Here is an 18765-nt window from a genome sequence, read left to right as displayed (position 1 = left end):
TGACGGTTCCCCCGGGCTCCAGGGGCAAACGCCGGCGTCGGGTTTGTCGGCTTCCGCCCCGGGGTACCGGCGGGGCCAACCGGTGCGGCGACAGGGAGCGGGCATGGCAGCGACGACGGAGCCGACCGCGGTCGCCGGACGACCGGTCCCCCGCCGGGTACGCCAGCTGAGCTGGACCACCTGGCGCGGCGCGCTGGTCCGCAGCGGCCGCAACTTCGTCAAGGACAACTGCGCGGACTGGGCGGCGGCGCTCACCTACTACGGCGTGCTGGCGCTCTTCCCGTCCACGGTCGTGGTGGTCGCCCTGGTGGGGCTGGTCTCCGACGGGGAGCGGACCGTCGACACGGTGCTCGACCTGGCTCGCGACATCGGGGCCGGCGCGGTGGTCGGCAACGACGGCTTCGTGTCGGTGGTGCGCACCGTGGTCGACCAGCAGAGCGGGGCGAAGGTGCTGCTGAGTTTCGGTCTGCTCGGCGCGCTCTGGTCGGCCTCCGGCTTCATCGGCGCGTTCACCCGGGCCTCCAACGCCATCTACGGCGTCGAGGAGGGCCGGCCGTTCTGGCGGCTGCGCCCGATGCAGATCGGGCTGGCCGGGCTCTCGCTGGTGCTGCTCGCGGTGGTGGCGCTCGGCCTGATCGTGAGCGGGCCGGTGACCGACGCGGTCGGCGACCTGGTCGGCGCGGGTGGGCTGGCCCGCACGGTGTGGAGCGTGGTCAAGTGGCCGGTGCTGGCGCTGGTGACGATGACCCTGCTGTCGCTGCTGTTCTGGATCGCCCCGAACGTCCGGCAGCCGCGGTTCCGGTGGCTCACCCCGGGCGGGGCGGTGGCCCTGCTCGCCTGGGTGCTCGCCTCCTTCGGTTTCGGCCTGTACGTCGCCAACTTCGGCTCCTACGACGTCACGTACGGCAGCCTCGGCGCCGTCATCGCCTTCCTCGTCTGGCTCTACCTGTCCAACTGCGCGCTGATGTTCGGGGTGCAGATCAACGCCGAACTCCAGCGGGGGCGGGTGTTGCAGGCCGGCGCGGAGGACCCGGGCGAGCCGGTGCTGCCGCCCAAGGCCGCCGCCGATTCCTGACCCCGTGCCGGGGTTCGGCGTTTCCCACCGGCCCCCCGGGGTAGCACACACGACATGGAACGTGGCAGCAGCAAGCACGGACCGAGGATCGACGAGCAGATGAGCCAGGAGGTCTCCGGCCTCGTGCAGGGGCCGGGCACCGGAGGCTCGCGCGTCGACGAGTTCCGCGAGGCGGAGCCGGCCGGCGAGGACCAGCCGGGGGTCACCACGGCCCCGGCGGGTGAGCTGCGCACCGGCGCCCCGCAGGGGATGAGCTCCGAGGACGTGGAGGCGCGCAGCCGGCTCGGGCGGTTCATCACGATGTCCGCCCTGCCCGGCGACCGTGAGGCGCTGGTGGCCAACGCCCGGGACAACGACGCGCCGGCCGACGTCGTCGCCGCGTTGGAGGGGCTGCCCGACGGCACGCGGTACCAGACGGTTTCCGAGGTGTGGGCGGCGCTCGGGCACAGGAACGAGACGACGCGCTGGTGAGACGGACCCGCCCACGGTCCGCCGAACGCGCCAGCGGAAGAGGAGGAACGCTTTCATGAGCGGCGTTATCGAGCACGTCGAGGTGACCGTCCCGATCCGGACGGCGTACGACCAGTGGACCCAGTTCGAGGAGTTCCCCCACTTCATGGAGGGGGTCGAGGAGGTCCGGCAGCTGTCGGACACGATGACCCACTGGACGGTGGAGATCGCCGGCGTCAAGCGCGAGTTCGACGCCGAGATCACCGAGCAGCTCCCCGACGAGCGGGTGGCCTGGAAGTCCACCGGCGGCACCCAGCACGCCGGCGTGGTGACCTTCCACCGTCTCGACGAGGGCAAGACCCGGGTGACCCTGCAGATGGACTTCGAGCCGCACGGCGTGGTCGAGCAGGCCGGCGACAAGCTCGGCGTGGTGGACCGTCGGGTCAAGGGCGACCTGGCGCGGTTCAAGCAGTTCATCGAGCGGCGCGGTCAGGAGACCGGCGCCTGGCGCGGTCAGGTCGACCGCCCCCAGCCCTGATCCCTCCCCCGCGACACGACGTCCGATGGCCGCCGGTGACCCGGCGGCCATCGCCGTGTCCGGGCCCGGACCGTTTGCGATCACCGGCCCCGGGTACCGCGATGGGATGACGCAGAACGACGACAGGGCATGGCGGGACGAGCAGAAGACCCCGTTGGAGGAGTTGGACAAGGCGATCGCCCGGTCGACCCTCGACGGGCAGGCCGACGACGTCACCGGCAACGACGCCGGCGAGGAGGCCGCCTTCGGGCACGGACCGGCGGCGGCGGACCGGGGCGCCGGCCCGGAGGCGGAGCGGCGCGAGATGACCGACTCGGAGCGGGCGTACCGCCCGTCCACGACGGGACGGACCGGCCCCGACACGATGTGACGCGGCACGCCCCGGGCGGTCGCCGTCCGGGGCGTACGAGCGGGCGTCGGCGGCCCTACCCTGGGACGGGTGCTGCCCCTGCCGCCCGGCGAGTTCCGGGCCTACCTCTTCGACTGCGACGGCACCGTCGTCGACTCCATGCCCCTGCACCTCGTCGCCTGGCGACAGGCGCTGGCCGAGTGGGACTGCGACATCTCCGAGGAGCTCTTCTACGCCTGGGGCGGCCGGACGCTCGTCGACATCGTCGCCGACCTGGGCGAACGGCACGGCGTCGTCCTGCCGGTGCAGGACGTCATCCGCCGTCAGGAGGCGCTGTACCGGGAGTTGCTGCCCACCCTCGCCGCGGTGCCCGAGGTGGGCTGGCACATCGAGCAGGCGTACGGCAGCGTCCCGTTCGCCGTGGTCTCCGGCGGCAACCGGGAGGCGGTGACCGCCTCCCTGGCCACCCTGGGCCTGCTCGACCGGTTCGACCTCCTGGTCTGCGCCGGTGACTACGTCCGGGCCAAGCCGGACCCGGAGTGTTTCCTGCTGGCCGCCCGGCTGCTCGGCGTACCCCCGGAGTCCTGCCTGGTCTTCGAGGACACCGACCTGGGCATCGCGGCGGCGACCGCGGCGGGCATGGCCGCGGTCCGCGTCCCGCCGCCCTGGCAGCGCGCCGTGCCCGCCCCGCGGTCGGGGCCGGCCGGGGCGGAGCCGGCGGTCTCCTGACCGGCCCGCTGGTTGCGGAGGGCGTCGCCCTCGGCCGCCCGCCGACCGTCGACCGTCGGCTCCCATCGGCCCGCGCGCGCCGCTGCCCCCCGCGCGCGGCGGCGCTCAGGCGACCACCGGGCGACGGCCCGCCGCCGCGTGCAGGGCGAGCAGCACCAGGGCGAGGACGGTCAGCGCCGGGCCCAGCAGCGTCACCGAGGTGTTGCCCAGGAGCACGCCCAGCCCGGCCGGGACCAGCGCCGCGCCGAGCCCGGCGGCGCCGATCTGCACGCCGATGACCCGGTCGGCGTGCGCGGCGCCGACCCGCTCGGCGGTGGTGAGGGTGAGCAGCGGGAACACCGGCGCGGCGGCGAAGCCGAGCAGGAACAGCCCGGCCACGGTGACCGGGGCCGGCGCGGGCAACGCCACGAGCGCGGCGCCGACGGCCATCCCGACGAGGCTGGCGCGCAGCACCCGGCCGGTGCCCAACCGCTCGGCCACCAGGCCCTGCACCACCCGGCCGAGGAAGAGGCTGCCCCAGTAGCCGGAGACGCAGAGCCCGGCCGGCGCGGCGGCCAGCCCGCGGCCCTCGGTGAGCAGCAGGAACGCCCACAGCCCGGCCGCCACCTCGATGGCCACGTACGCGGCGAAGGCCGCCGCGCCGAGCCAGACCGCCGGCAGCCGCAGCGTCTCGCGTACCGGCACTGCGGCGGCGCGGCCGGGCGCCGGGCCGGCGGCGGTGCCCGCCGTCACGGGCCCACCGGCGGTCAGGTCGGCCGAGGCCGGGCCGCCGGCCGGCCCCACCGGCCCGGCCACGGCGGCGGACGGCCCGGCCACGGCGGCGGACCGGTCGCGCCAGGCCCGTACGGTCAGCGCGAAGGCGGTGGCCAGGGCCAGCTGCGCGACGGCGACGATCCCGTACCCCCAGCGCCAGCCCAGCCCGGCGCCGAGCACGGCGGTCATGATCAGCGGGCCGATCGCCACCCCGAGGCCGAAGAAGGCGTGCATCCAGTTCATGTGCCGGGGCCCGAACGCGCCGGCGGCGTAGGCGTTGAGCCCGGAGTCGATGGCGCCGGAGCCGAGCCCGAGCACCAGCGCGCAGCCGACCATCAGCGCCAGCGCGGGCGAGGCGGCGTACCCGGTGAGGGCCAGGCTGGCCAGCAGGGTGCTGACGGCCAGCAGCCGGCCGACGCCGAGGCGGGCCAGGGTGAAGCCGGCGAGCACGCTGGAGGTGAGGTAGCCGGCGGTGCCGGCGGTCAGCACCAGGCCGACCGCCTCGGTGGGTACGCCGAAGTCGACCCGGATGGACGGCCAGCCGACCCCGATCAGACCGTCCGGCAGGCCGAGGCTGACGAAGGCGAGGTAGGCCAGCAGGAGCAGGGAGGCGCGGGGCGGGACGGCGGACACGGAGGTCCATCCTGCCGCACCCGACGGGAACACCTGGCGGCGGCGTCGTCCTCCCCCGAATCGGCAGAATGCAACGCCCGGACGGGCAGGAATGTGGACAGCCCGTCCAGAATCGGCCGATCGGGTGACGGCATTCGGGGCTCGCCGCGCAAGACTTTCGGGATGCAACAGGGCTCCGGCTTCCTCACCCCACGTCAGCGTCGTCTGGCCTGGCTCGGCTTCCTGCTCGCCGCTGTCCAGGCCCCCGTCTCGGCCAAGCTGGTCGCCGACGACTCCTGGCTGTTCAGCCTCTGCGTCGCCCTGATGGTCGCCACAGTGATCATCGCCGACGACGCCAGCCGCCGCCGTCCGGCCGACGCGCCGGTCGAGTAGCCGCCGCCCGGCCGACTAGCCGTCGCCACCCGGGCGCGCCTCGTGCCCGGGCCGGCCCCGGCTGCGCCGACGCTCCTTCATCTCCGCCTCGTACAGGTGGCGTCGCCCGCCGGCCAGGTCGTCACGCGCGCGCCGGTCCAGCTCGCGGAAGAGCGCGTAGTACCCGTCGTCGAAGTCCTCGACGATCTGGAACGTCCACCGGCCGGCGATGACGTTGCGGCCGAGCAGGTCGGTGGCGATGCGGTCGGCGATCTCGTGGTGCCCGGCGGCGCGGAACTGCGCGACCGCGTCGTCCAGCATCAGATCGGCGTGACCGATCAGCTGGTGCAGGTCGTACAGGCGGCCCCGGGCCCGCTCCACCGTCTCCAGGGCCTCGCTGAGCTTGCCCAGCGCCGCCACCGTCTCGTCGCTCATCCCGGCGGGCCGGCGGTGCGCCTGGTCCGGGCCGTCGTCGTGCTGTCCCATCCGTCCCTCCACGGTGCCGGCTGCGCCCGATCGCGCGCCGTTCTCCCTCTGCCCGGCCTGGGCCGGCTCAATCCCCGCGGGGGAGCCGCGCCGACCGGAGGGGGACCCGGGACCGGCCGACCGGCCGAGACCATCCCGGTTACCGGGTGGTTAACCTCGGTCCCCATGCGTGTGCCGTACCGCCAGGTCGCGACCCGGACCGCCGTGAGCTCGGCGCGGTCCACCCTCGCCCTGCTCTCCGCCTCCGTCGGGGCCACCGGCCTCGCCGCGGCCGCCGCCGACCCCGGCCTGCTCGCGATGGTCGACCAGCACGCCGCAGCGGTGCGGGACAGCCTCGACGGCGACCGCCGGCCGCTGACCCCGGCCGCGCTCGCCGGCTACGCCGAGGGGGTACGCGCGGCGGCCCTGGAGCACGGGCTGGTCCCGCCCACCGGGCCGGTCGACTGGTCGGCGCCGAGCTGGCTGCTCACCCGCCTGCTGGCGGTCTGCGCGCTCGTCCGCACGCTGGACCCGCGCCACCTCGAACCGGCCTGAGCGACGGCGGGAGGGCGTCCGCGCCACACGCGGACACCCTCCCCCGGTACGTCCCCGGCTCGGCTCAGCCGCCCGGACGCCGGAACTGCTGGGTCTCGTCGCCCATGGCGCCGGACTGGTACGTCCCGCGGCCGGACATCGTCCCCGCCTCCTGCGCGGCCGGCATGGTGCGGGTGCCGCCCCGGTCGGCCATCTGGCGGTTCATGTCGCCCCGCCCGGCCTCCTGCGCGCGACGGCTCTCCTGGATGGCGCGCGACTCCTGGGCCGCCCGGTCCAGCCAGCCGTCCCAGCGGCTCTGCATCGGCTTCACCAGACCACCACCGACACCGACGATCAGGATGCCGGCCACCGTGGCCAGGACCGCGATCAGCACCGGCGTGGTGACCGTGGTGGCGATGCCCACCTGGTTGAGCGCGGCGATCACACCGAGCGCCAGGATGAAGACCGCGACCAGATCGGCCAGGATCTTGCCGTACGAGAGACCGCCCAGCGCCCCACTGACCAGGTCCCGGACGGCGTTGGCGATGGCGGCGGCCACGACCACGATGACGATCGCCACGAACGCGCGCGGCAGCCAGGCCACCACGCCCCGGATCAGGTCACTGATCGCGTTGGGCCCCCACACTCCGAAGGCGAACTGCAGGGTGAACAGCAGGACCGCGTAGTACGCGAGCTTCGCCAGGATGTCGCTGGCGTCGTACTTGGTGCGTTCGAGCGCGCGTCTGATCCCGCCGCGTTCGACCGCCCGGTCGAAGCCCACCCGTTCCAGTGCCGCGTCCACGATCTTGAGAACCGCTCGGGCGATGAGCCAGCCCACCACGAGGATCGCGATGAACGCGATCGCCCTCGGGATGAAGAGCAGCACCGACCTCCACATGTCGGCCACGGCGTCGCCGATGTCGACCTGCCTGACCGCGAGGGTTTCCGGCATGATGTCCCTCCTGTCGCATGGACTGCGCCGGGCGCATACCCGGTCGCTCCGGCAGCACGCCGAACAACCCCGCATCAATTTCCCGACATGTCTTCCGAAACCGGCCGTGACCTGCATCAACGTGGTGCCGTCGGGACGTCGCGCGGCACCCCGGCGACATGATCGAAACGCGTCCGGCACCGGCCGGTTAGGCTGCGAGACATGCCAGGCACGGTCGGGCGAGTCCCCACGTCACCCCCCGCCGCCCCCGGACCGGCCCCGGTCTCGCAGGTGGCGGCGGCGGTGCTCGGCCACCCGTGGGCCGCCACGGCGCTGGGGCCGCCGCAGCAGTGGGACCCGGCGGTGCGCGCGCTGGTCGACGTGGTGCTCTCCTCCCCGGTGCCGATGGCGCTCTACTACGGCGACCGGTTCGTGATGCTCTACAACCAGGGCTACTCCGAGCTGATCGGCGACCGGCACCCGGACGCGATCGGCCGGCCCGCGCCCGAGGTCTTCGCCGACCTGTGGCACACCCCCGGCGTAGGGGACGTGATCGAGCGGGTCTACCGGCGCGGGGAGTCCTTCCTCCAGCGGGAGTCGGTGCTGCCGGTCGACCGGCACCTGGCCGCCACCGGCGACCAGGCCGTCTTCACCCGGGGGCACTCCCCGGCCCGCGACAGCGCCGGGCGGATCGTCGGGGTGCTCACCGTCGCCGCGCAGACCACCCAGTTCACCCAGCAGTTGCAGAGCCTCAGCGACTTCGCCGCCGCGCTCTCCGGCACCCTCACCCTGGACGACGTGGCCCGGGTCACCCTGCGGTACATGCTGCACTCGTTCGACGCCGACCGGGTGGTCCTCGCGGTCGACGACGGGCCGGCCTGGCGGACGGTCCGCCGGCTGCGCGGTGAACTGCTCGACGAGGCCGACGAGCGACTGCCGCCGCTGTGGCGGCCCACCGGCGCGGACTCCCCCGCCCCGGTGGTGACGGCCGCCCGCAGCGGAGTGCCGTACTTCGTCGGCGACGGGCAGCCGCTGCGCGACCACGCGGTGGACCGGCACGACCAGAAGATCCGTTCGCTCGCCGCGCTGCCGCTGCGCTCCTCGGTGATCCGGGGCGGCCTCAGCGTCGCCTACCAGGCCCCGCACGGCTGGTCGGCGGCGGAACGGGCACTGCTCGCCGCCTCGGCCGAGCTGGTCGGGCAGGCGGCCGAGCGGGCCCGCCGGTTCGAGACCCAGCACGGCACCGCCCAGCTGTTGCAGCGCAGCATGCTGCCGGAGCAGCTGCCGACGCTGCCCCGGCTGCGCATCGCCGCCCGCTACGACCCCGGCGTCGACGGCAACGCCGCCGGTGGGGACTTCTACGACGCGTTCCTGCTGCCCACCGGCGAGCTGGGCGTGGTGCTCGGCGACGTCGCCGGCCACGACGTGCAGGCGGCCGCCCGGATGGGGCAGGTCCGCGCGGCGCTGCGCGCCCTGGCGCTGGCCGACCCGCGCCCGGACGCCGTCCTCACCGGGCTGGACCGGCTGGTCGCCAGCCTCGGCACCGAGACCGGCACCCAGGAGCTCTTCGTCACCGTGGCCTTCGGCGTGGTGGACGCCACGCGCGGGCAGATCACCCTGGCCAGCGCGGGGCACCCGCCGCCGCTGATCCGCCACTGCGCCCCCGACGGCTCGGCCACCGCCGAGTACGTGGAGCTGCCGGCCGGCGCCCCACTGGGGCTGGGCTGTCGGCCGCGTACCGCCACGGTGGCGTTCCCGCCCGGTGACACCCTGCTGCTCTACAGCGACGGGGTGGTGGAGCGGCGGCGGCAGAGCCTGACCGCGGGGCTGGACGGGCTGGCGGTGGCGGTGGCCGGGGCGGCCAGCGGTGACCCCCGGGCGCTCTGCGCGGTCGCCACCGGGGCGGTCGCCGGCGCGACCGAGGACGACGTGGCGGTGCTGGCGGTGGAGCACGCGCTGAAGCCGAGCCGCTCGGCGAGCATGGAGATGCCGGCGGAGCCGACCGCGCCGAGCCGGGTGCGGCACTGGATGACCGCGCAGCTGACCGACTGGCAGGTGCCGGAGGCGGTGATCGGGGCGGCGGTGCTGTGCACCAGTGAACTGACCACCAACGCCCTGCTGCACGCCGGCACGGCCGCCCGGGTGGTGATCGACCTCAGCGCCGAACGGCTGCTGGTGTCGGTGGCCGATTCCGGCACCCGGGGGGCGGTGACCCGTACGCAGACCGACACGTTGAGCAGTCGGGGCCGGGGGCTCGGGCTGATCGAGCAGCTCAGCGACGCCTGGGGGACCGACCCGACGGTACGTGGGTCGACGGTCTGGTTCGAGATCCTCGTCCCGTCGCAGTGATCCGGGCGCGTCGGCGCGACCCGGCCGGGGTAGGAGGACTCGCATGAGCACGGACCGGCCCGACGGGGTCCTCTTCGACGTCGACGGCACCCTGGTCGACACCACCTACCTCCACACGGTGAGCTGGTGGGAGGCGCTGCGGCAGGCGGAGCACCGGGTGCCGATGGCGGCCATCCACCGGTCCATCGGGATGGGCGCGGACAAGCTGCTGGACCACCTGCTCGGCCCGGAGCGCGACCGCGCCGAGGACGGCAAGCTGCGCGCCGCCCACGACGGGTTCTTCGGCGAGTACTGGGAGCGGCTCGTCCCGCTCCCGGGCGCCGCCGAGTTGCTGCGGGCCTGCGCCGCCCGGGGCCTGCGGGTGGTGCTGGCCACCTCCGCCGCGGCGCACGAGGTCGCCGCGCTGCGCGCCGCGCTGGACGCCGACGACGTGGTGCACACGGTGACCTGCTCCGCCGACGCCGAGGAGAGCAAGCCGGCCCCGGACATCCTGGTCGCCGCCCTGGAGCAGTCCGGCCTGGAGGCCGGGCGGGTCGTCTTCGTCGGCGACTCGGTGTGGGACGTCGCGGCGGCGGCCGAGTTGGACATCCCCTGCGTCGGGCTGACCTGCGGCGGCACCGGCCGGGGCGAGCTGGCCGGGGCCGGGGCGGTAGCGGTCTACGACGACCCTGCGGCGCTGCTCGGCGGTCTCGCCGACTCCCCGCTCGTGCAGCGCGGGCGAAAGTCACCGAGAGACAAGACGGACACCCACGCTTAGCCCCCGGGGTGGTGGGGCACAGTCCCACCCGCCGACCCGCCGTGGGGGCGGGTGGGCGAGAGGTGGTGCCGTGGAGCCGGTCGATGTCGCGTTCGCGCTGGTGGGTGTCGGAGCCCTGCTGGCCGGGATCCTCCCCCGGGTGCTCGAACGCCGCCCGCTGTCCATGCCGATCGCGTTCCTCGGCCTGGGCATGCTGGTCTTCCTGCTGCCCACCGGCCTGCCCTCACCGGATCCGCTGCGCTGGCCGGACATCACCACCCACCTGACCGAGGTCGGGGTGATCGTCGCCCTGATGGGCGCCGGGCTCAAGATCGATCGGCCGTTGAGCTGGAAGAGCTGGTCGTCGACCTGGCGTCTGCTGGCGATCGCCATGCCGCTCTGCATCGCGGCGGTGGCGCTGCTGGGTTGGTGGTGGGCCGGTCTGGTGCCGGCCGCGGCGCTGCTGCTCGGCGCGGCCCTGGCCCCGACCGACCCGGTGCTCGCCGCCGACGTGCAGGTGGGCGAGCCGACCGACGTGGAGGACTCGGAGGACGAGGTGCGCTTCGCGCTCACCTCGGAGGCCGGCCTCAACGACGGGCTGGCCTTCCCCTTCGTGTACGCCGCCATCGCCATCGCCACCACCGGCCTCGCCCCGTCGTCGTGGTTCGCCGACTGGTTCACCGTCGACGTGCTCTACAAGCTGGCCGTGGGCGTCGGCGGCGGGCTGCTGATCGGCTGGCTGCTCGGCAAGCTGTTCTTCCGGGCCCCGAGCGAGCTGCGGCTGGCCCGGCACGCCGAGGGCTTCCTCGCGATCGCCGCCACCTTCCTCGCGTACGGGCTGGTGGAGGTGGTGGGCGGCTACGGCTTCCTGGCGGTGTTCGTGGCCGCCCGGGCGATCCGGGCCGCCGAGCGGACCCACGAGTTCCACTCGGTGCTGCACGACTTCGCCGAGCAGGTCGAGCGGCTGCTCACCGTGCTGCTGCTGCTGCTCTTCGGCGGCGCGGTGATCGGCGGTCTGCTCGCCCCGCTGACCTGGCAGGCGGCGGTGGTCGGCCTGGCCCTGGTCTTCGTGGTCCGTCCACTGGTCGGCTGGCTGTCGCTGCGCGGGGCGCCGGGGCGCCCGGCCGAGCACTGGGTGATCGCGATGTTCGGCATCCGGGGCGTCGGCTCGTTCTACTACCTGGCGTACGCCACCACCAAGGCCGACTTCCCGCAGGCGGACCTGATCTGGGCCACGGTCGGCCTGGTGGTGATCGTCTCGGTGGTGGTGCACGGCATCGCCGCGACCCCGGTCATGCAGTTGCTGGACCGCGAGGGCCAGCGGACCCGGGAGGCGTCCGAGCGGGGCGAGCCGGCGCTGGACGGCGCCCGGGGCTGACCCGGGCCGGCGCCGGTCACCGCCGACCCGTCCGGCCGCGCCGCTCGACGGGCAGCCGGCCCGGCCGACCGGCAGCCGCTCAGGACCCGGACAGCCGCGCGGCCAGGGCGCGGCCCAGGTCCCGCCCGGAGCGCCAGGCGCTCTGCACCCGGGGCCGGCCGAAGGCGTCGCCGGCCAGCCCGATCCCGTCGTCGTCGAGGTGGTACGCGCTCTCCGTGGCGGTGCGCGGCTTGGCGTAGGTCCACCGGTGCACGTGCACCAGCTCGGCCGGCTCCGGCAGCCCGAACAGGTCGCGGACCGCCTGCTCGATCGCCGGGCCGGCGGCGGTGGGCTGGGCCAGGTGCCCGGCGGCGAACTCGGCGGTGGTGTGCGCGACGAGCACCGGGGCGCCGTCGCCGCGCCGGTCGCCGTCGTCGCAGACCAGCGCGAGCAACGGGTCGTCGTTGACGAACGCGCCGTGGAAGTCCGGCCAGCGGCGGGCCGGGAACCGCAGCACGGCGGTGAGGGTCGGCGCCCAACGCTGCTCCTGGGCGGCGCGGGTCGCCGCGGCCAGCGCCGGGTCGAGCAGCAGGGCCGCCTGCGGCCCGGGCATGCACAGCGCCACCGCGGCGCACCGGGTGCCGTCCACCGCCGGGCCGGGCTCGACCGCCATCACCAGCCGGTCGACGGTCACCGGCAGATCCCGGGCCAGCTCCTCGACCAGCGAGCGCAGCCCGTGCGGGGCGGCCCAGCGCAGCGGCCCGGTGACCTCCCGCCGGCCCGTCCGGTCGTACGCGACGAAGGTGTCGGTCCACTCGCGGACCAGGCCGGCGGCCCGCCACCGGTCGACCACGGCGGCGAAGTCCGGGTCGTCGACGGTGAGGTACGCCGCGCCGGTGTCGGCGGGCCGGCCGTCGAAGCGTCGGCTGGCCATCCGGCCGCCGGGCACCCGCCCGCGCTCGCGGATGCGTACCGGGACACCCGCCCGGACCAGCTCGGTGGCGCAGGCCACCCCGGCGATGCCGGCTCCCACCACGATCACGTCCGACTCCATCCGATGATCGTAGGTGGCGCGGCGCCGGCATGAACGGCCGACGACCGGGGTAGGGGTACACCTGTTCGAAGAGAGGTGGACACCATGACCGACCGCAATCGGCGCACGCCGGACCCGCAGGGCGCGATCAAGGACCCGCAGGAGTGGGTCACCGGCGACGAGCCGCCGACCGCCGCCCAGGAGTCGTACCTGCACACGCTGGCCCGGGAGGCCGGCGAGGAGGTGCCGGACGACCTGACCAAGGCCGAGGCGTCCCGCCGGATCGACGAGTTGCAGGAGGAGACCGGCCGGGGCCGGTGACCGGGGCGGTCAGCCCCGACGCGGGGGCAGGCGGTGCAGCTCGACGGCGTCGAGTCGCCCCGCCGCCACTCGCGCGGTCAGGTAGGTCGCGTACGGCTGCGACCGCCGGTCGGTCGGCGAGCCGGGGTTGAGCAGCCGCAGCCCGCCGGGGGCCACGCTGTCCCACGGGATGTGCGAGTGGCCGAAGACCAGCAGGTCGCAGTCGGGGAAGCGGGCGGCGCAGCGTTCCTCCCGCCGGTCCTTCGGCCCGGTCTCGTGCACGACGGCCACCCGGAGCCCGCCGAGTTCCACCCGGGCCACCTCGGGCAGCCGGGCCCGCAGCTCGGGGCCGTCGTTGTTGCCGTACACCCCGACGAGCCGACGGGAGCGGGCCTCGAGCGCGTCGAGCAGTGCCACGTCGACCCAGTCGCCGGCGTGCAGCACCACGTCGGCGGACTCGACCGCCGACCACAGGGACGCGGGCAGGTCCCGGGCGCGTTTCGGCACGTGGGTGTCGGCGAGGATCACCAGGCGCATGGTCCCATTCTTCTCCGCTCCGCCGGCTCCGTAACTTTCGAGGTCTTCACATCCCGGCAACATGGCCGTATTTTGTGCTGCATATGGGAGCGCTTCCACGCACCTTTGTCGATACTTTGTGAGGGGCTGGTCATGAGAGACAGCAGGACCATCGCCGCGGTCGGCGCGGCGGCCACCGCGTTCGCCGTCGCCGCCACGGTGGGCGTGGGGGCGCTCCGGCCGGCACCGGCCGCGGCGGCCGACTCCACCTTCTACGTCGACCCGCAGACCGCGGCGGCGGCCTGGGTCGCGGCGAACCCGCAGGACCCGCGCGCCGCGGTCATCCGCGACCGGATCGCCGCCGTGCCGCAGGCCCGTTGGTTCACCCGGACCAACACCTCGACCGTACGCGCCGAGGTGGACGCCCTGGTGGGCGCCGCCGCGGCGGCCGGCAAGACGCCGATCCTGGTGGTCTACAACATCCCCAACCGCGACTGCGCCGGCGCCAGCAGCGGCGGCGCCCCGGACCACGCCAGCTACCGGGCCTGGGTCGACCAGGTCGCCGCCGGGCTGAACGGCCGACCGGCCACCATCGTGCTCGAACCCGACGTGCTGCCCCTGATGACCAGTTGCCAGAACGCCGGCCAGCAGGCCGAGACGAAGGCTTCCATGGCGTACGCCGGCAAGAAGCTCAAGGCGGGCTCGGCCGCGGCGAAGGTCTACTTCGACGCCGGCCACTCGGCCTGGCTCTCCCCCGCCGAGATCGCCTCCCGGCTGGTCGGCGCGGACATCGCCAACAGCGCCGACGGCATCTCGGTCAACGTGTCGAACTACCGCAGCACCGCCGAGGCCGTCCCGTACGCCAAGCAGGTCATCGCCGCCACCGGGGTGTCCCGGCTGCGGGCGGTCGTCGACACCAGCCGCAACGGCAACGGGCCGGCCGGCTCGGAGTGGTGCGACCCGGCCGGCCGGGCGATCGGGACGCCGAGCACCACCAACACCGGGGACTCGATGATCGACGCGCTGCTCTGGGTGAAGCTGCCCGGTGAGGCCGACGGGTGCATCGCCGCGGCCGGACAGTTCGTCCCGCAGCGCGCGTACGACCTCGCCGTCGCCGCCGGCCCGCTGCCGACCACCGCTCCCCCGACCACCGCGCCGCCCACCACCGCGCCCCCCACCACCGCGCCGCCGACCACCACTCCGCCGACGACCACGCCGCCCACCACCCCGCCGGCCGGCGGCTGCGCGGTCACCTACACCCCGAACTCCTGGTCCGGCGGCTTCACCGCCGAGGTGCGGATCACCAACTCCGGCGCCGCGGTCAACGGCTGGACGCTGACCTTCCGGCCCGGGACGGGCGTCCGGCTGACCAACGGCTGGAACGGTGAGTGGAGCCAGAGCGGCGAGGTGGTCACCGTCCGCAACGCGGCCTGGAACGGCAGCCTGCCCACCGGCGGCACGGTGAGCATCGGCTGGCAGGGCACCTTCAGCGGCTCGTCGCTGCCCACCCCCGGTGGCTTCCAGCTCAACGGCGCCACCTGCTCCTGACCGGCGTCACCGGCCGGCGGTGGACCGGGCCCGCACCGGGTCCGGTCCACTGCCGGCCGGCCGTTGCGGTGGCCGGGCGACGCGCCGTCAGGCGCCCTGACCCTGGTTCTGCATCAGCCCGCCGTCCATGAAGTACGTCGACCCGGTCACGTAGTCGGCGTCGTCGCTGGCCAGGAAGACGGCGAGCCTGGCGATCTCCTGCGGCTCGGCGGCCCGCTTCCACGGGATCGACTGCACCTGCTCCTCCAGGTACGCCGGGTCGTCGATGGCCCGCTGGTTGAACGGGGTGAGCACCATCCCGGGCCCGATGTTGTTGACGTTCATGTGCATCGGGGCGACCTCCAGCGCGATGCTCTTGGCCAGCTCCAGCATGCCGCCCTTGCTGGCGTCGTAGTCCGCCCCGCCGGCCCGGGCCACCTCCTGGTGGATCGAGGTGACGTTGATCATCTTGCCGTGCCCGCCCTGCTCCCGGCGGTGCCGGATGAACCGCCGGGCGCAGAAGAACATCCCGTAGAGGTTGGTGCGGATGGCCCGGTCCCAGGTCTCGGTGTCCAGGTCCGCGACCGGGATGCCGGAGGCGTCCACGCCGGCGTCGTTCATCAGCACGTCGAGGGTGCCGAACTCCGCGAGGGCCTCGTCGAACATCGCCTCGACCTGGTGTTCGACGCTGATGTCGCCCTGCACCACCACGGCCCGCCGGCCGGCCTTCTCGACCTCGGCCTTGGTGTGGTTCGCCCCGGCGTGGTCGTGCAGGTAGTGCACCACCACGTCCGCGCCCTCCCGGGCGAACTCGATCGCGGTGGCCTGGCCGATGCCCGAGTCCGAGCCGGTGATCATGGTCTTGCGGCCGGTGAGTCGTCCGGTCATGCGCGTGCTCCCTCCGTGCGTCCCGCACCGGTCGGCACAGGCTGTCGCTGGCGGTCGGCGGTGTCGCGGGCCCGCTCGGCGGCCTCGGTCAGGCAGCCGGCGGCGTTGATCAGGCCGATGTGCGAGAAGGCCTGCGGGAAGTTGCCCAGCTGCTCGCCGGTGGCCTCGTCGATCTGCTCGGCGTACAGGCCGAGGTCGTTGACCCGGGCGGCGAGCTGACCGAACAGCCGGTTCGCCCGGTCCAGCTCGCCGGCCTGGGCGAGGCAGCCGACCAGCCAGAACGAGCAGATGACGAAGCCGGCCGGGTCGTCGCCCCAGCGGCGCAGCAGGCCGTCGCGGGACAGCCCGCGCTCCACCACGTCCATCGTGGAGCGCATCCGCGGGTCGTCGGCGGGCAGGAAGCCGACCAGCGGCATGATCAGCACCGAGGCGTCCAGCTCGTCGGAGTCGAACGCCCCGGTGTACGCGCCGAGCCGGTCGTTCCAGCCCCGGGTGAGCACCGCCGCGCGGACGGCGTCCCGGGCCGCCGCCCAGCGGGCCACGTCGGCCGGGTCGCCGATCCGGTCGCCGAAGCGCACCGCCCGGTCCAGCGCCGTCCAGCACTGCACCTTGGACGAGACGTAGTGGCGCTCGGCGTCGCGGGCCTCCCACATGCCGGAGTCCGGGCGGCGCCAGTCCCGCACCGCCTGGTCGGCCAGGCCGTGCAGCAGGTGCCGGACGTCCGGCGACATCGGGTCGAGGTAGTGGCGCATCAGCCAGGCGGCGTCGAGGATCTCCCCGAGCACGTCGGTCTGCCGCTGCCTCCAGGCGTCGTTGCCGACGTAGACGGGGCGACTGCCGGCGTACCCGGCGAGGTGGTCGAGGGTGTGCTCGGTGAGGTCCCGCTCGCCCTCCACGCCGTACATGATCGGCACCCGGTCGTCGTCGATGCGCCCCATCGCCCGGGCCACCCAGGAGAACTGCCGGTCCGCCTCGTCCGGGCAGGCGGCCAGCCAGAGCGCCTGGAGGGTGAGGCTGAAGTCGCGCAGCCAGACGAAGCGGTAGTCGTAGTTGCGGTCGCCGCCGAGGCGCTCCGGCAACGAGGTGGTCGCCGCCGCCACGATCGCGCCGCTGGGCTGGTACGTCATGCCCTGCACCACCATCGCGCTGCGCCGTACCGCCTCGGGGTGCAGGCCCCGGTACTCGTGCAGTCCGGCCCAGGACCGCCAGCCGGCGACCGCGTCGGCCACCACCCGGTCGGCGTCGGGCAGCGCCGGCTCGCCGCCGTCGTAGATCGGGGCGTACCCGAGGGTGAAGCGGTAGGTCTCCCCGGCCCGGACGGTGATCCGGGCGGTGGCGTCGCCGCGCCCGCACGCCATCGGCACGTCGGTGCGCAGGCTCAGCCGGCAGCCGCCGGCCCGGGCGTCGACGACCCCGCCGGAGTCCATCAGGTACGGGCTCACCTGCCCGTACTCGAAGCGGGGCCGGTAGTGGACGCGGACCGGCACCTGCCCGTGCAGGCCCTCGACCACCCGGCCCAGCGCGCGCGGCGAGCGCAGGCCGATGTCGTGCCCCCGCGCCCCCGGCTCCAGGGCCAGGGCGTCGGTGAGCGCCACCGCCCCGTCGGGCGTGGTGAAGACGGTCCGCAGCACGAGGGTGTCCTCCAGGTAGGACCGCTCGACGGTGTGCCCGCCCTCCGGGGCGATCGACCAGTGACCCGCCCCGTCGTCGAGCAGCCGCCCGAAGACCGCCGGCCCGTCGAACCGGGACGGGCACCACCAGTTGACCGAGCCGGCCCGGTCCACCAGGGCGGCGCTCCGGCCGTCGGCGAGGAAACCGTGGTCGCTGATCCGTCCGCTGCGCACGGCGGGGTCTACCCGGGGCGGTGCGGCGCCAATCCTGACCGGCGGGCGTTAGCGCACCGCCTCGCCGGGAACCCGCGACGTTGACGAAGGAGGATGCTATGACCAGACCCTCGACCCCGAGCGCCACCTGGCGTCCCGGGATGCCGGGCGGCGACAACCTCCCGTCCGGTCCGGCCGGGCGGCCGACCACGCCGAGCGGGGACGGACACGGACCGCAGGCGGGGGCGCCCACCGTCACGATCGGGTCGTACCCGGACTATCCGTCCGCCCAGCGGGTGGTGGACTATCTGGCGGACAACCGGTTCCCGGTGGAACACACCGCGATCGTGGGCACCAACCTGACGCTTGTGGAGACGGTGCTCGGCCGGCTCACCACCGGACGCGCCGCGTTGCTCGGCGCGGGCACCGGAGCCTGGTTCGGACTCTTCATCGGCCTGCTGTTCGGCATCTTCACCGTCGGCAACTGGCTGGCGGTGATCCTGGTCGGGCTGGTCATCGGCGCGATCTGGGGCGCCGTCTTCGGCGCGGTGGCGCACGCAATGTCCGGCGGCCAGCGCGACTTCACCTCGGCCAGCTCGCTGCGGGCCGGCCAGTACGCGGTGACCGTGGACGCCAACCTGGCCGACCAGGCCCGGCAGCTGCTGGGCCGGATGCACCTGACACCGACCGGCGCGACCGCCCGCTGAGCGGTCCCGACGACACCCCGGCGCCCCGTGCGCCGGGGTGTCGCGCGTCCGGTCGTCCGCCCCGCCGGGGTGTCGCGGATCCGGTCGTCGCCCCGGCCCGCTCGGCGGGCTCAGGCGTCGGTGGCCAGCCGGGCGTGCAGGTGCTCGTCGTGGCGCAGGCCGTCGCCGTACCGGAACGCCTCGCGCAGGGTGCCCTCGGCCCGGTAGCCGGCGCGTTCGGCGACCCGGCAGGAGGCGGGGTTGTCCACGGCGTGGCAGAGCTCGACGCGGTGCAGCCGCAGCTCGGCGAAGGCCCAGGTGGTGAGCGCGACGACGGCCCGGGAGGCGACTCCCGCGCCACGGGCGGCGGGAACCGTCCAGTAGCCGATCGAGGCGTCCTCGCCGTGGATCTGGTGCAGCGAGACCGAGCCGAGCAGGACGCCGTCGGCCGCCGAGGTCACCGCCAGACTGACGTGGTCGCCGCCGGACCAGTCCGCCCGGTACCGGATCCAGTCCCGGGCGCCGGCCAGGTCGTCGGTGACCCGGCGGCGGGGATTCCATCGGGCGATGGCGGGCTCCCGCAGGGCGTCGAGGACGGCCGGCGCGTCCTCGACCCGCCAGGGACGCAGCAGCAGGCCAGGGGCGGTGATCTCGGCATGTTCCACGACGCGGCAGTGTGCCAGCACCGGCCCGGCGACGCCCACCGGATTTCCGGCGAGAGGTGCTTCAAAGTCCAACCATC

21 protein-coding genes are annotated in these 18765 nt (G+C 74.6%); 13 read left to right on the top strand and 8 right to left on the bottom strand.

Annotation, left to right across the window (positions count from 1 at the left end):
* Window positions 1–103: 103 nt before the first annotated feature.
* The 5 genes from GA0070614_RS25680 to GA0070614_RS25660 all read left to right on the top strand — a co-directional run bounded on the left by GA0070614_RS25680 (window position 104) and on the right by GA0070614_RS25660 (window position 3141).
* A complete protein-coding gene (locus GA0070614_RS25680; protein WP_088978361.1) occupies window positions 104–1075 on the top strand; it encodes a YihY/virulence factor BrkB family protein in 972 nt (323 codons plus the stop codon).
* Window positions 1076–1129: 54 nt separating this feature from the next.
* Window positions 1130–1546: a DUF2795 domain-containing protein gene (locus GA0070614_RS25675; protein ID WP_088978360.1), complete on the top strand. Its 417-nt coding sequence runs from the start codon at window positions 1130–1132 to the stop codon at window positions 1544–1546.
* A gap of 55 nt (window positions 1547–1601) precedes the next feature.
* Window positions 1602–2063: an SRPBCC family protein gene (locus tag GA0070614_RS25670; RefSeq protein ID WP_088978359.1), complete on the top strand. Its 462-nt coding sequence runs from the start codon at window positions 1602–1604 to the stop codon at window positions 2061–2063.
* Between the two features lie 106 nt (window positions 2064–2169).
* On the top strand, window positions 2170–2433 hold the full coding sequence (locus tag GA0070614_RS25665) for a hypothetical protein (RefSeq protein ID WP_088979668.1): 264 nt from the start codon (window positions 2170–2172) through the stop codon (window positions 2431–2433).
* A gap of 69 nt (window positions 2434–2502) precedes the next feature.
* Window positions 2503–3141, top strand: a complete 639-nt coding sequence (locus tag GA0070614_RS25660) for an HAD family hydrolase (protein WP_269459459.1) — start codon at window positions 2503–2505, stop codon at window positions 3139–3141.
* Window positions 3142–3246: 105 nt separating this feature from the next.
* On the opposite strand, the gene GA0070614_RS25655 is transcribed toward GA0070614_RS25660, so the two are convergent.
* Window positions 3247–4527 (bottom strand): MFS transporter, encoded by a 1281-nt coding sequence (locus GA0070614_RS25655; protein ID WP_088978357.1) that lies wholly within the window; start codon window positions 4525–4527, stop codon window positions 3247–3249.
* Window positions 4528–4689: 162 nt separating this feature from the next.
* On the opposite strand from GA0070614_RS25655, the gene GA0070614_RS25650 reads away from it, so the two are divergent.
* Window positions 4690–4899: a hypothetical protein gene (locus tag GA0070614_RS25650; protein ID WP_088978356.1), complete on the top strand. Its 210-nt coding sequence runs from the start codon at window positions 4690–4692 to the stop codon at window positions 4897–4899.
* Window positions 4900–4914: 15 nt separating this feature from the next.
* Here the strand turns inward: GA0070614_RS25650 and GA0070614_RS25645 are convergent, their stop codons facing one another.
* Entirely contained in the window at window positions 4915–5364 is a 450-nt protein-coding gene (locus tag GA0070614_RS25645; RefSeq protein ID WP_088978355.1) for a hypothetical protein, read from the bottom strand.
* Window positions 5365–5529: 165 nt separating this feature from the next.
* Here GA0070614_RS25645 and GA0070614_RS25640 point away from each other — a divergent pair, with 165 nt between their 5' ends.
* Complete coding sequence (locus GA0070614_RS25640; protein WP_088978354.1) at window positions 5530–5898, top strand: DUF6401 family natural product biosynthesis protein; 369 nt, start codon at window positions 5530–5532, stop codon at window positions 5896–5898.
* Window positions 5899–5962: 64 nt separating this feature from the next.
* Here the strand turns inward: GA0070614_RS25640 and GA0070614_RS25635 are convergent, their stop codons facing one another.
* The gene (locus tag GA0070614_RS25635; protein WP_088978353.1) at window positions 5963–6829 is read right to left on the bottom strand and encodes a mechanosensitive ion channel family protein; all 867 of its coding nucleotides are present in this window, start codon (window positions 6827–6829) and stop codon (window positions 5963–5965) included.
* Between the two features lie 201 nt (window positions 6830–7030).
* On the opposite strand from GA0070614_RS25635, the gene GA0070614_RS25630 reads away from it, so the two are divergent.
* The 3 genes from GA0070614_RS25630 (at window position 7031) to GA0070614_RS25620 (ending at window position 11271) form a co-directional block, all read left to right on the top strand.
* Window positions 7031–9157, top strand: coding sequence for a SpoIIE family protein phosphatase (locus GA0070614_RS25630; RefSeq protein ID WP_088978352.1), 2127 nt, complete (start codon window positions 7031–7033; stop codon window positions 9155–9157).
* 43 nt (window positions 9158–9200) lie between these two features.
* Entirely contained in the window at window positions 9201–9914 is a 714-nt protein-coding gene (locus GA0070614_RS25625; RefSeq protein WP_088978351.1) for an HAD family hydrolase, read from the top strand.
* A gap of 70 nt (window positions 9915–9984) precedes the next feature.
* A complete protein-coding gene (locus tag GA0070614_RS25620; protein WP_088978350.1) occupies window positions 9985–11271 on the top strand; it encodes a cation:proton antiporter in 1287 nt (428 codons plus the stop codon).
* Window positions 11272–11350: 79 nt separating this feature from the next.
* Here GA0070614_RS25620 and GA0070614_RS25615 read toward each other — a convergent pair whose 3' ends face one another.
* Window positions 11351–12292: an NAD(P)/FAD-dependent oxidoreductase gene (locus GA0070614_RS25615; RefSeq protein ID WP_172892629.1), complete on the bottom strand. Its 942-nt coding sequence runs from the start codon at window positions 12290–12292 to the stop codon at window positions 11351–11353.
* Window positions 12293–12388: 96 nt separating this feature from the next.
* Between GA0070614_RS25615 and GA0070614_RS25610 the strand changes: the two genes are divergently transcribed.
* Window positions 12389–12604, top strand: a complete 216-nt coding sequence (locus GA0070614_RS25610; RefSeq protein WP_088979667.1) for a DUF3072 domain-containing protein — start codon at window positions 12389–12391, stop codon at window positions 12602–12604.
* A gap of 9 nt (window positions 12605–12613) precedes the next feature.
* On the opposite strand, the gene GA0070614_RS25605 is transcribed toward GA0070614_RS25610, so the two are convergent.
* A complete protein-coding gene (locus GA0070614_RS25605; RefSeq protein ID WP_088978348.1) occupies window positions 12614–13120 on the bottom strand; it encodes a metallophosphoesterase family protein in 507 nt (168 codons plus the stop codon).
* A 132-nt stretch (window positions 13121–13252) separates the two neighbouring features.
* On the opposite strand from GA0070614_RS25605, the gene GA0070614_RS25600 reads away from it, so the two are divergent.
* Window positions 13253–14647: a glycoside hydrolase family 6 protein gene (locus GA0070614_RS25600; protein WP_088978347.1), complete on the top strand. Its 1395-nt coding sequence runs from the start codon at window positions 13253–13255 to the stop codon at window positions 14645–14647.
* Between the two features lie 87 nt (window positions 14648–14734).
* Here GA0070614_RS25600 and GA0070614_RS25595 read toward each other — a convergent pair whose 3' ends face one another.
* On the bottom strand, window positions 14735–15514 hold the full coding sequence (locus GA0070614_RS25595) for an SDR family oxidoreductase (protein ID WP_088978346.1): 780 nt from the start codon (window positions 15512–15514) through the stop codon (window positions 14735–14737).
* Window positions 15511–17358 (bottom strand): glycoside hydrolase family 15 protein, encoded by a 1848-nt coding sequence (locus tag GA0070614_RS25590; protein ID WP_088978345.1) that lies wholly within the window; start codon window positions 17356–17358, stop codon window positions 15511–15513. The genes GA0070614_RS25595 and GA0070614_RS25590 overlap by 4 nt, the downstream gene beginning before the upstream one ends.
* Window positions 17359–17456: 98 nt before the next feature.
* Between GA0070614_RS25590 and GA0070614_RS25585 the strand changes: the two genes are divergently transcribed.
* Window positions 17457–18044: a general stress protein gene (locus tag GA0070614_RS25585; protein WP_088978344.1), complete on the top strand. Its 588-nt coding sequence runs from the start codon at window positions 17457–17459 to the stop codon at window positions 18042–18044.
* Between the two features lie 110 nt (window positions 18045–18154).
* Here the strand turns inward: GA0070614_RS25585 and GA0070614_RS25580 are convergent, their stop codons facing one another.
* Complete coding sequence (locus GA0070614_RS25580) at window positions 18155–18688, bottom strand: GNAT family N-acetyltransferase (RefSeq protein ID WP_088979666.1); 534 nt, start codon at window positions 18686–18688, stop codon at window positions 18155–18157.
* Window positions 18689–18765 lie beyond the last annotated feature (77 nt).

The sequence above is a fragment of the Micromonospora coxensis genome, assembly GCF_900090295.1.
Classification (GTDB): domain Bacteria; phylum Actinomycetota; class Actinomycetes; order Mycobacteriales; family Micromonosporaceae; genus Micromonospora; species Micromonospora coxensis.
The sequence above is the reverse complement of the archived record's forward strand: the minus strand, read 5'-3'. Positions and strand labels throughout refer to the sequence as shown.

Coding starts and splice junctions, on each gene's coding strand:
- GA0070614_RS25610 (WP_088979667.1), top strand. CDS start 12,389: ATGACCGACCGCAATCGGCGCACGCCGGACCCGCAGGGCGCGATCAAG.
- GA0070614_RS25645 (WP_088978355.1), bottom strand. CDS start 5,364: ATGGGACAGCACGACGACGGCCCGGACCAGGCGCACCGCCGGCCCGCC.
- GA0070614_RS25630 (WP_088978352.1), top strand. CDS start 7,031: ATGCCAGGCACGGTCGGGCGAGTCCCCACGTCACCCCCCGCCGCCCCC.
- GA0070614_RS25595 (WP_088978346.1), bottom strand. CDS start 15,514: ATGACCGGACGACTCACCGGCCGCAAGACCATGATCACCGGCTCGGAC.
- GA0070614_RS25640 (WP_088978354.1), top strand. CDS start 5,530: ATGCGTGTGCCGTACCGCCAGGTCGCGACCCGGACCGCCGTGAGCTCG.
- GA0070614_RS25665 (WP_088979668.1), top strand. CDS start 2,170: ATGACGCAGAACGACGACAGGGCATGGCGGGACGAGCAGAAGACCCCG.
- GA0070614_RS25680 (WP_088978361.1), top strand. CDS start 104: ATGGCAGCGACGACGGAGCCGACCGCGGTCGCCGGACGACCGGTCCCC.
- GA0070614_RS25635 (WP_088978353.1), bottom strand. CDS start 6,829: ATGCCGGAAACCCTCGCGGTCAGGCAGGTCGACATCGGCGACGCCGTG.
- GA0070614_RS25675 (WP_088978360.1), top strand. CDS start 1,130: ATGGAACGTGGCAGCAGCAAGCACGGACCGAGGATCGACGAGCAGATG.
- GA0070614_RS25625 (WP_088978351.1), top strand. CDS start 9,201: ATGAGCACGGACCGGCCCGACGGGGTCCTCTTCGACGTCGACGGCACC.
- GA0070614_RS25650 (WP_088978356.1), top strand. CDS start 4,690: ATGCAACAGGGCTCCGGCTTCCTCACCCCACGTCAGCGTCGTCTGGCC.
- GA0070614_RS25585 (WP_088978344.1), top strand. CDS start 17,457: ATGACCAGACCCTCGACCCCGAGCGCCACCTGGCGTCCCGGGATGCCG.
- GA0070614_RS25600 (WP_088978347.1), top strand. CDS start 13,253: ATGAGAGACAGCAGGACCATCGCCGCGGTCGGCGCGGCGGCCACCGCG.
- GA0070614_RS25670 (WP_088978359.1), top strand. CDS start 1,602: ATGAGCGGCGTTATCGAGCACGTCGAGGTGACCGTCCCGATCCGGACG.
- GA0070614_RS25605 (WP_088978348.1), bottom strand. CDS start 13,120: ATGCGCCTGGTGATCCTCGCCGACACCCACGTGCCGAAACGCGCCCGG.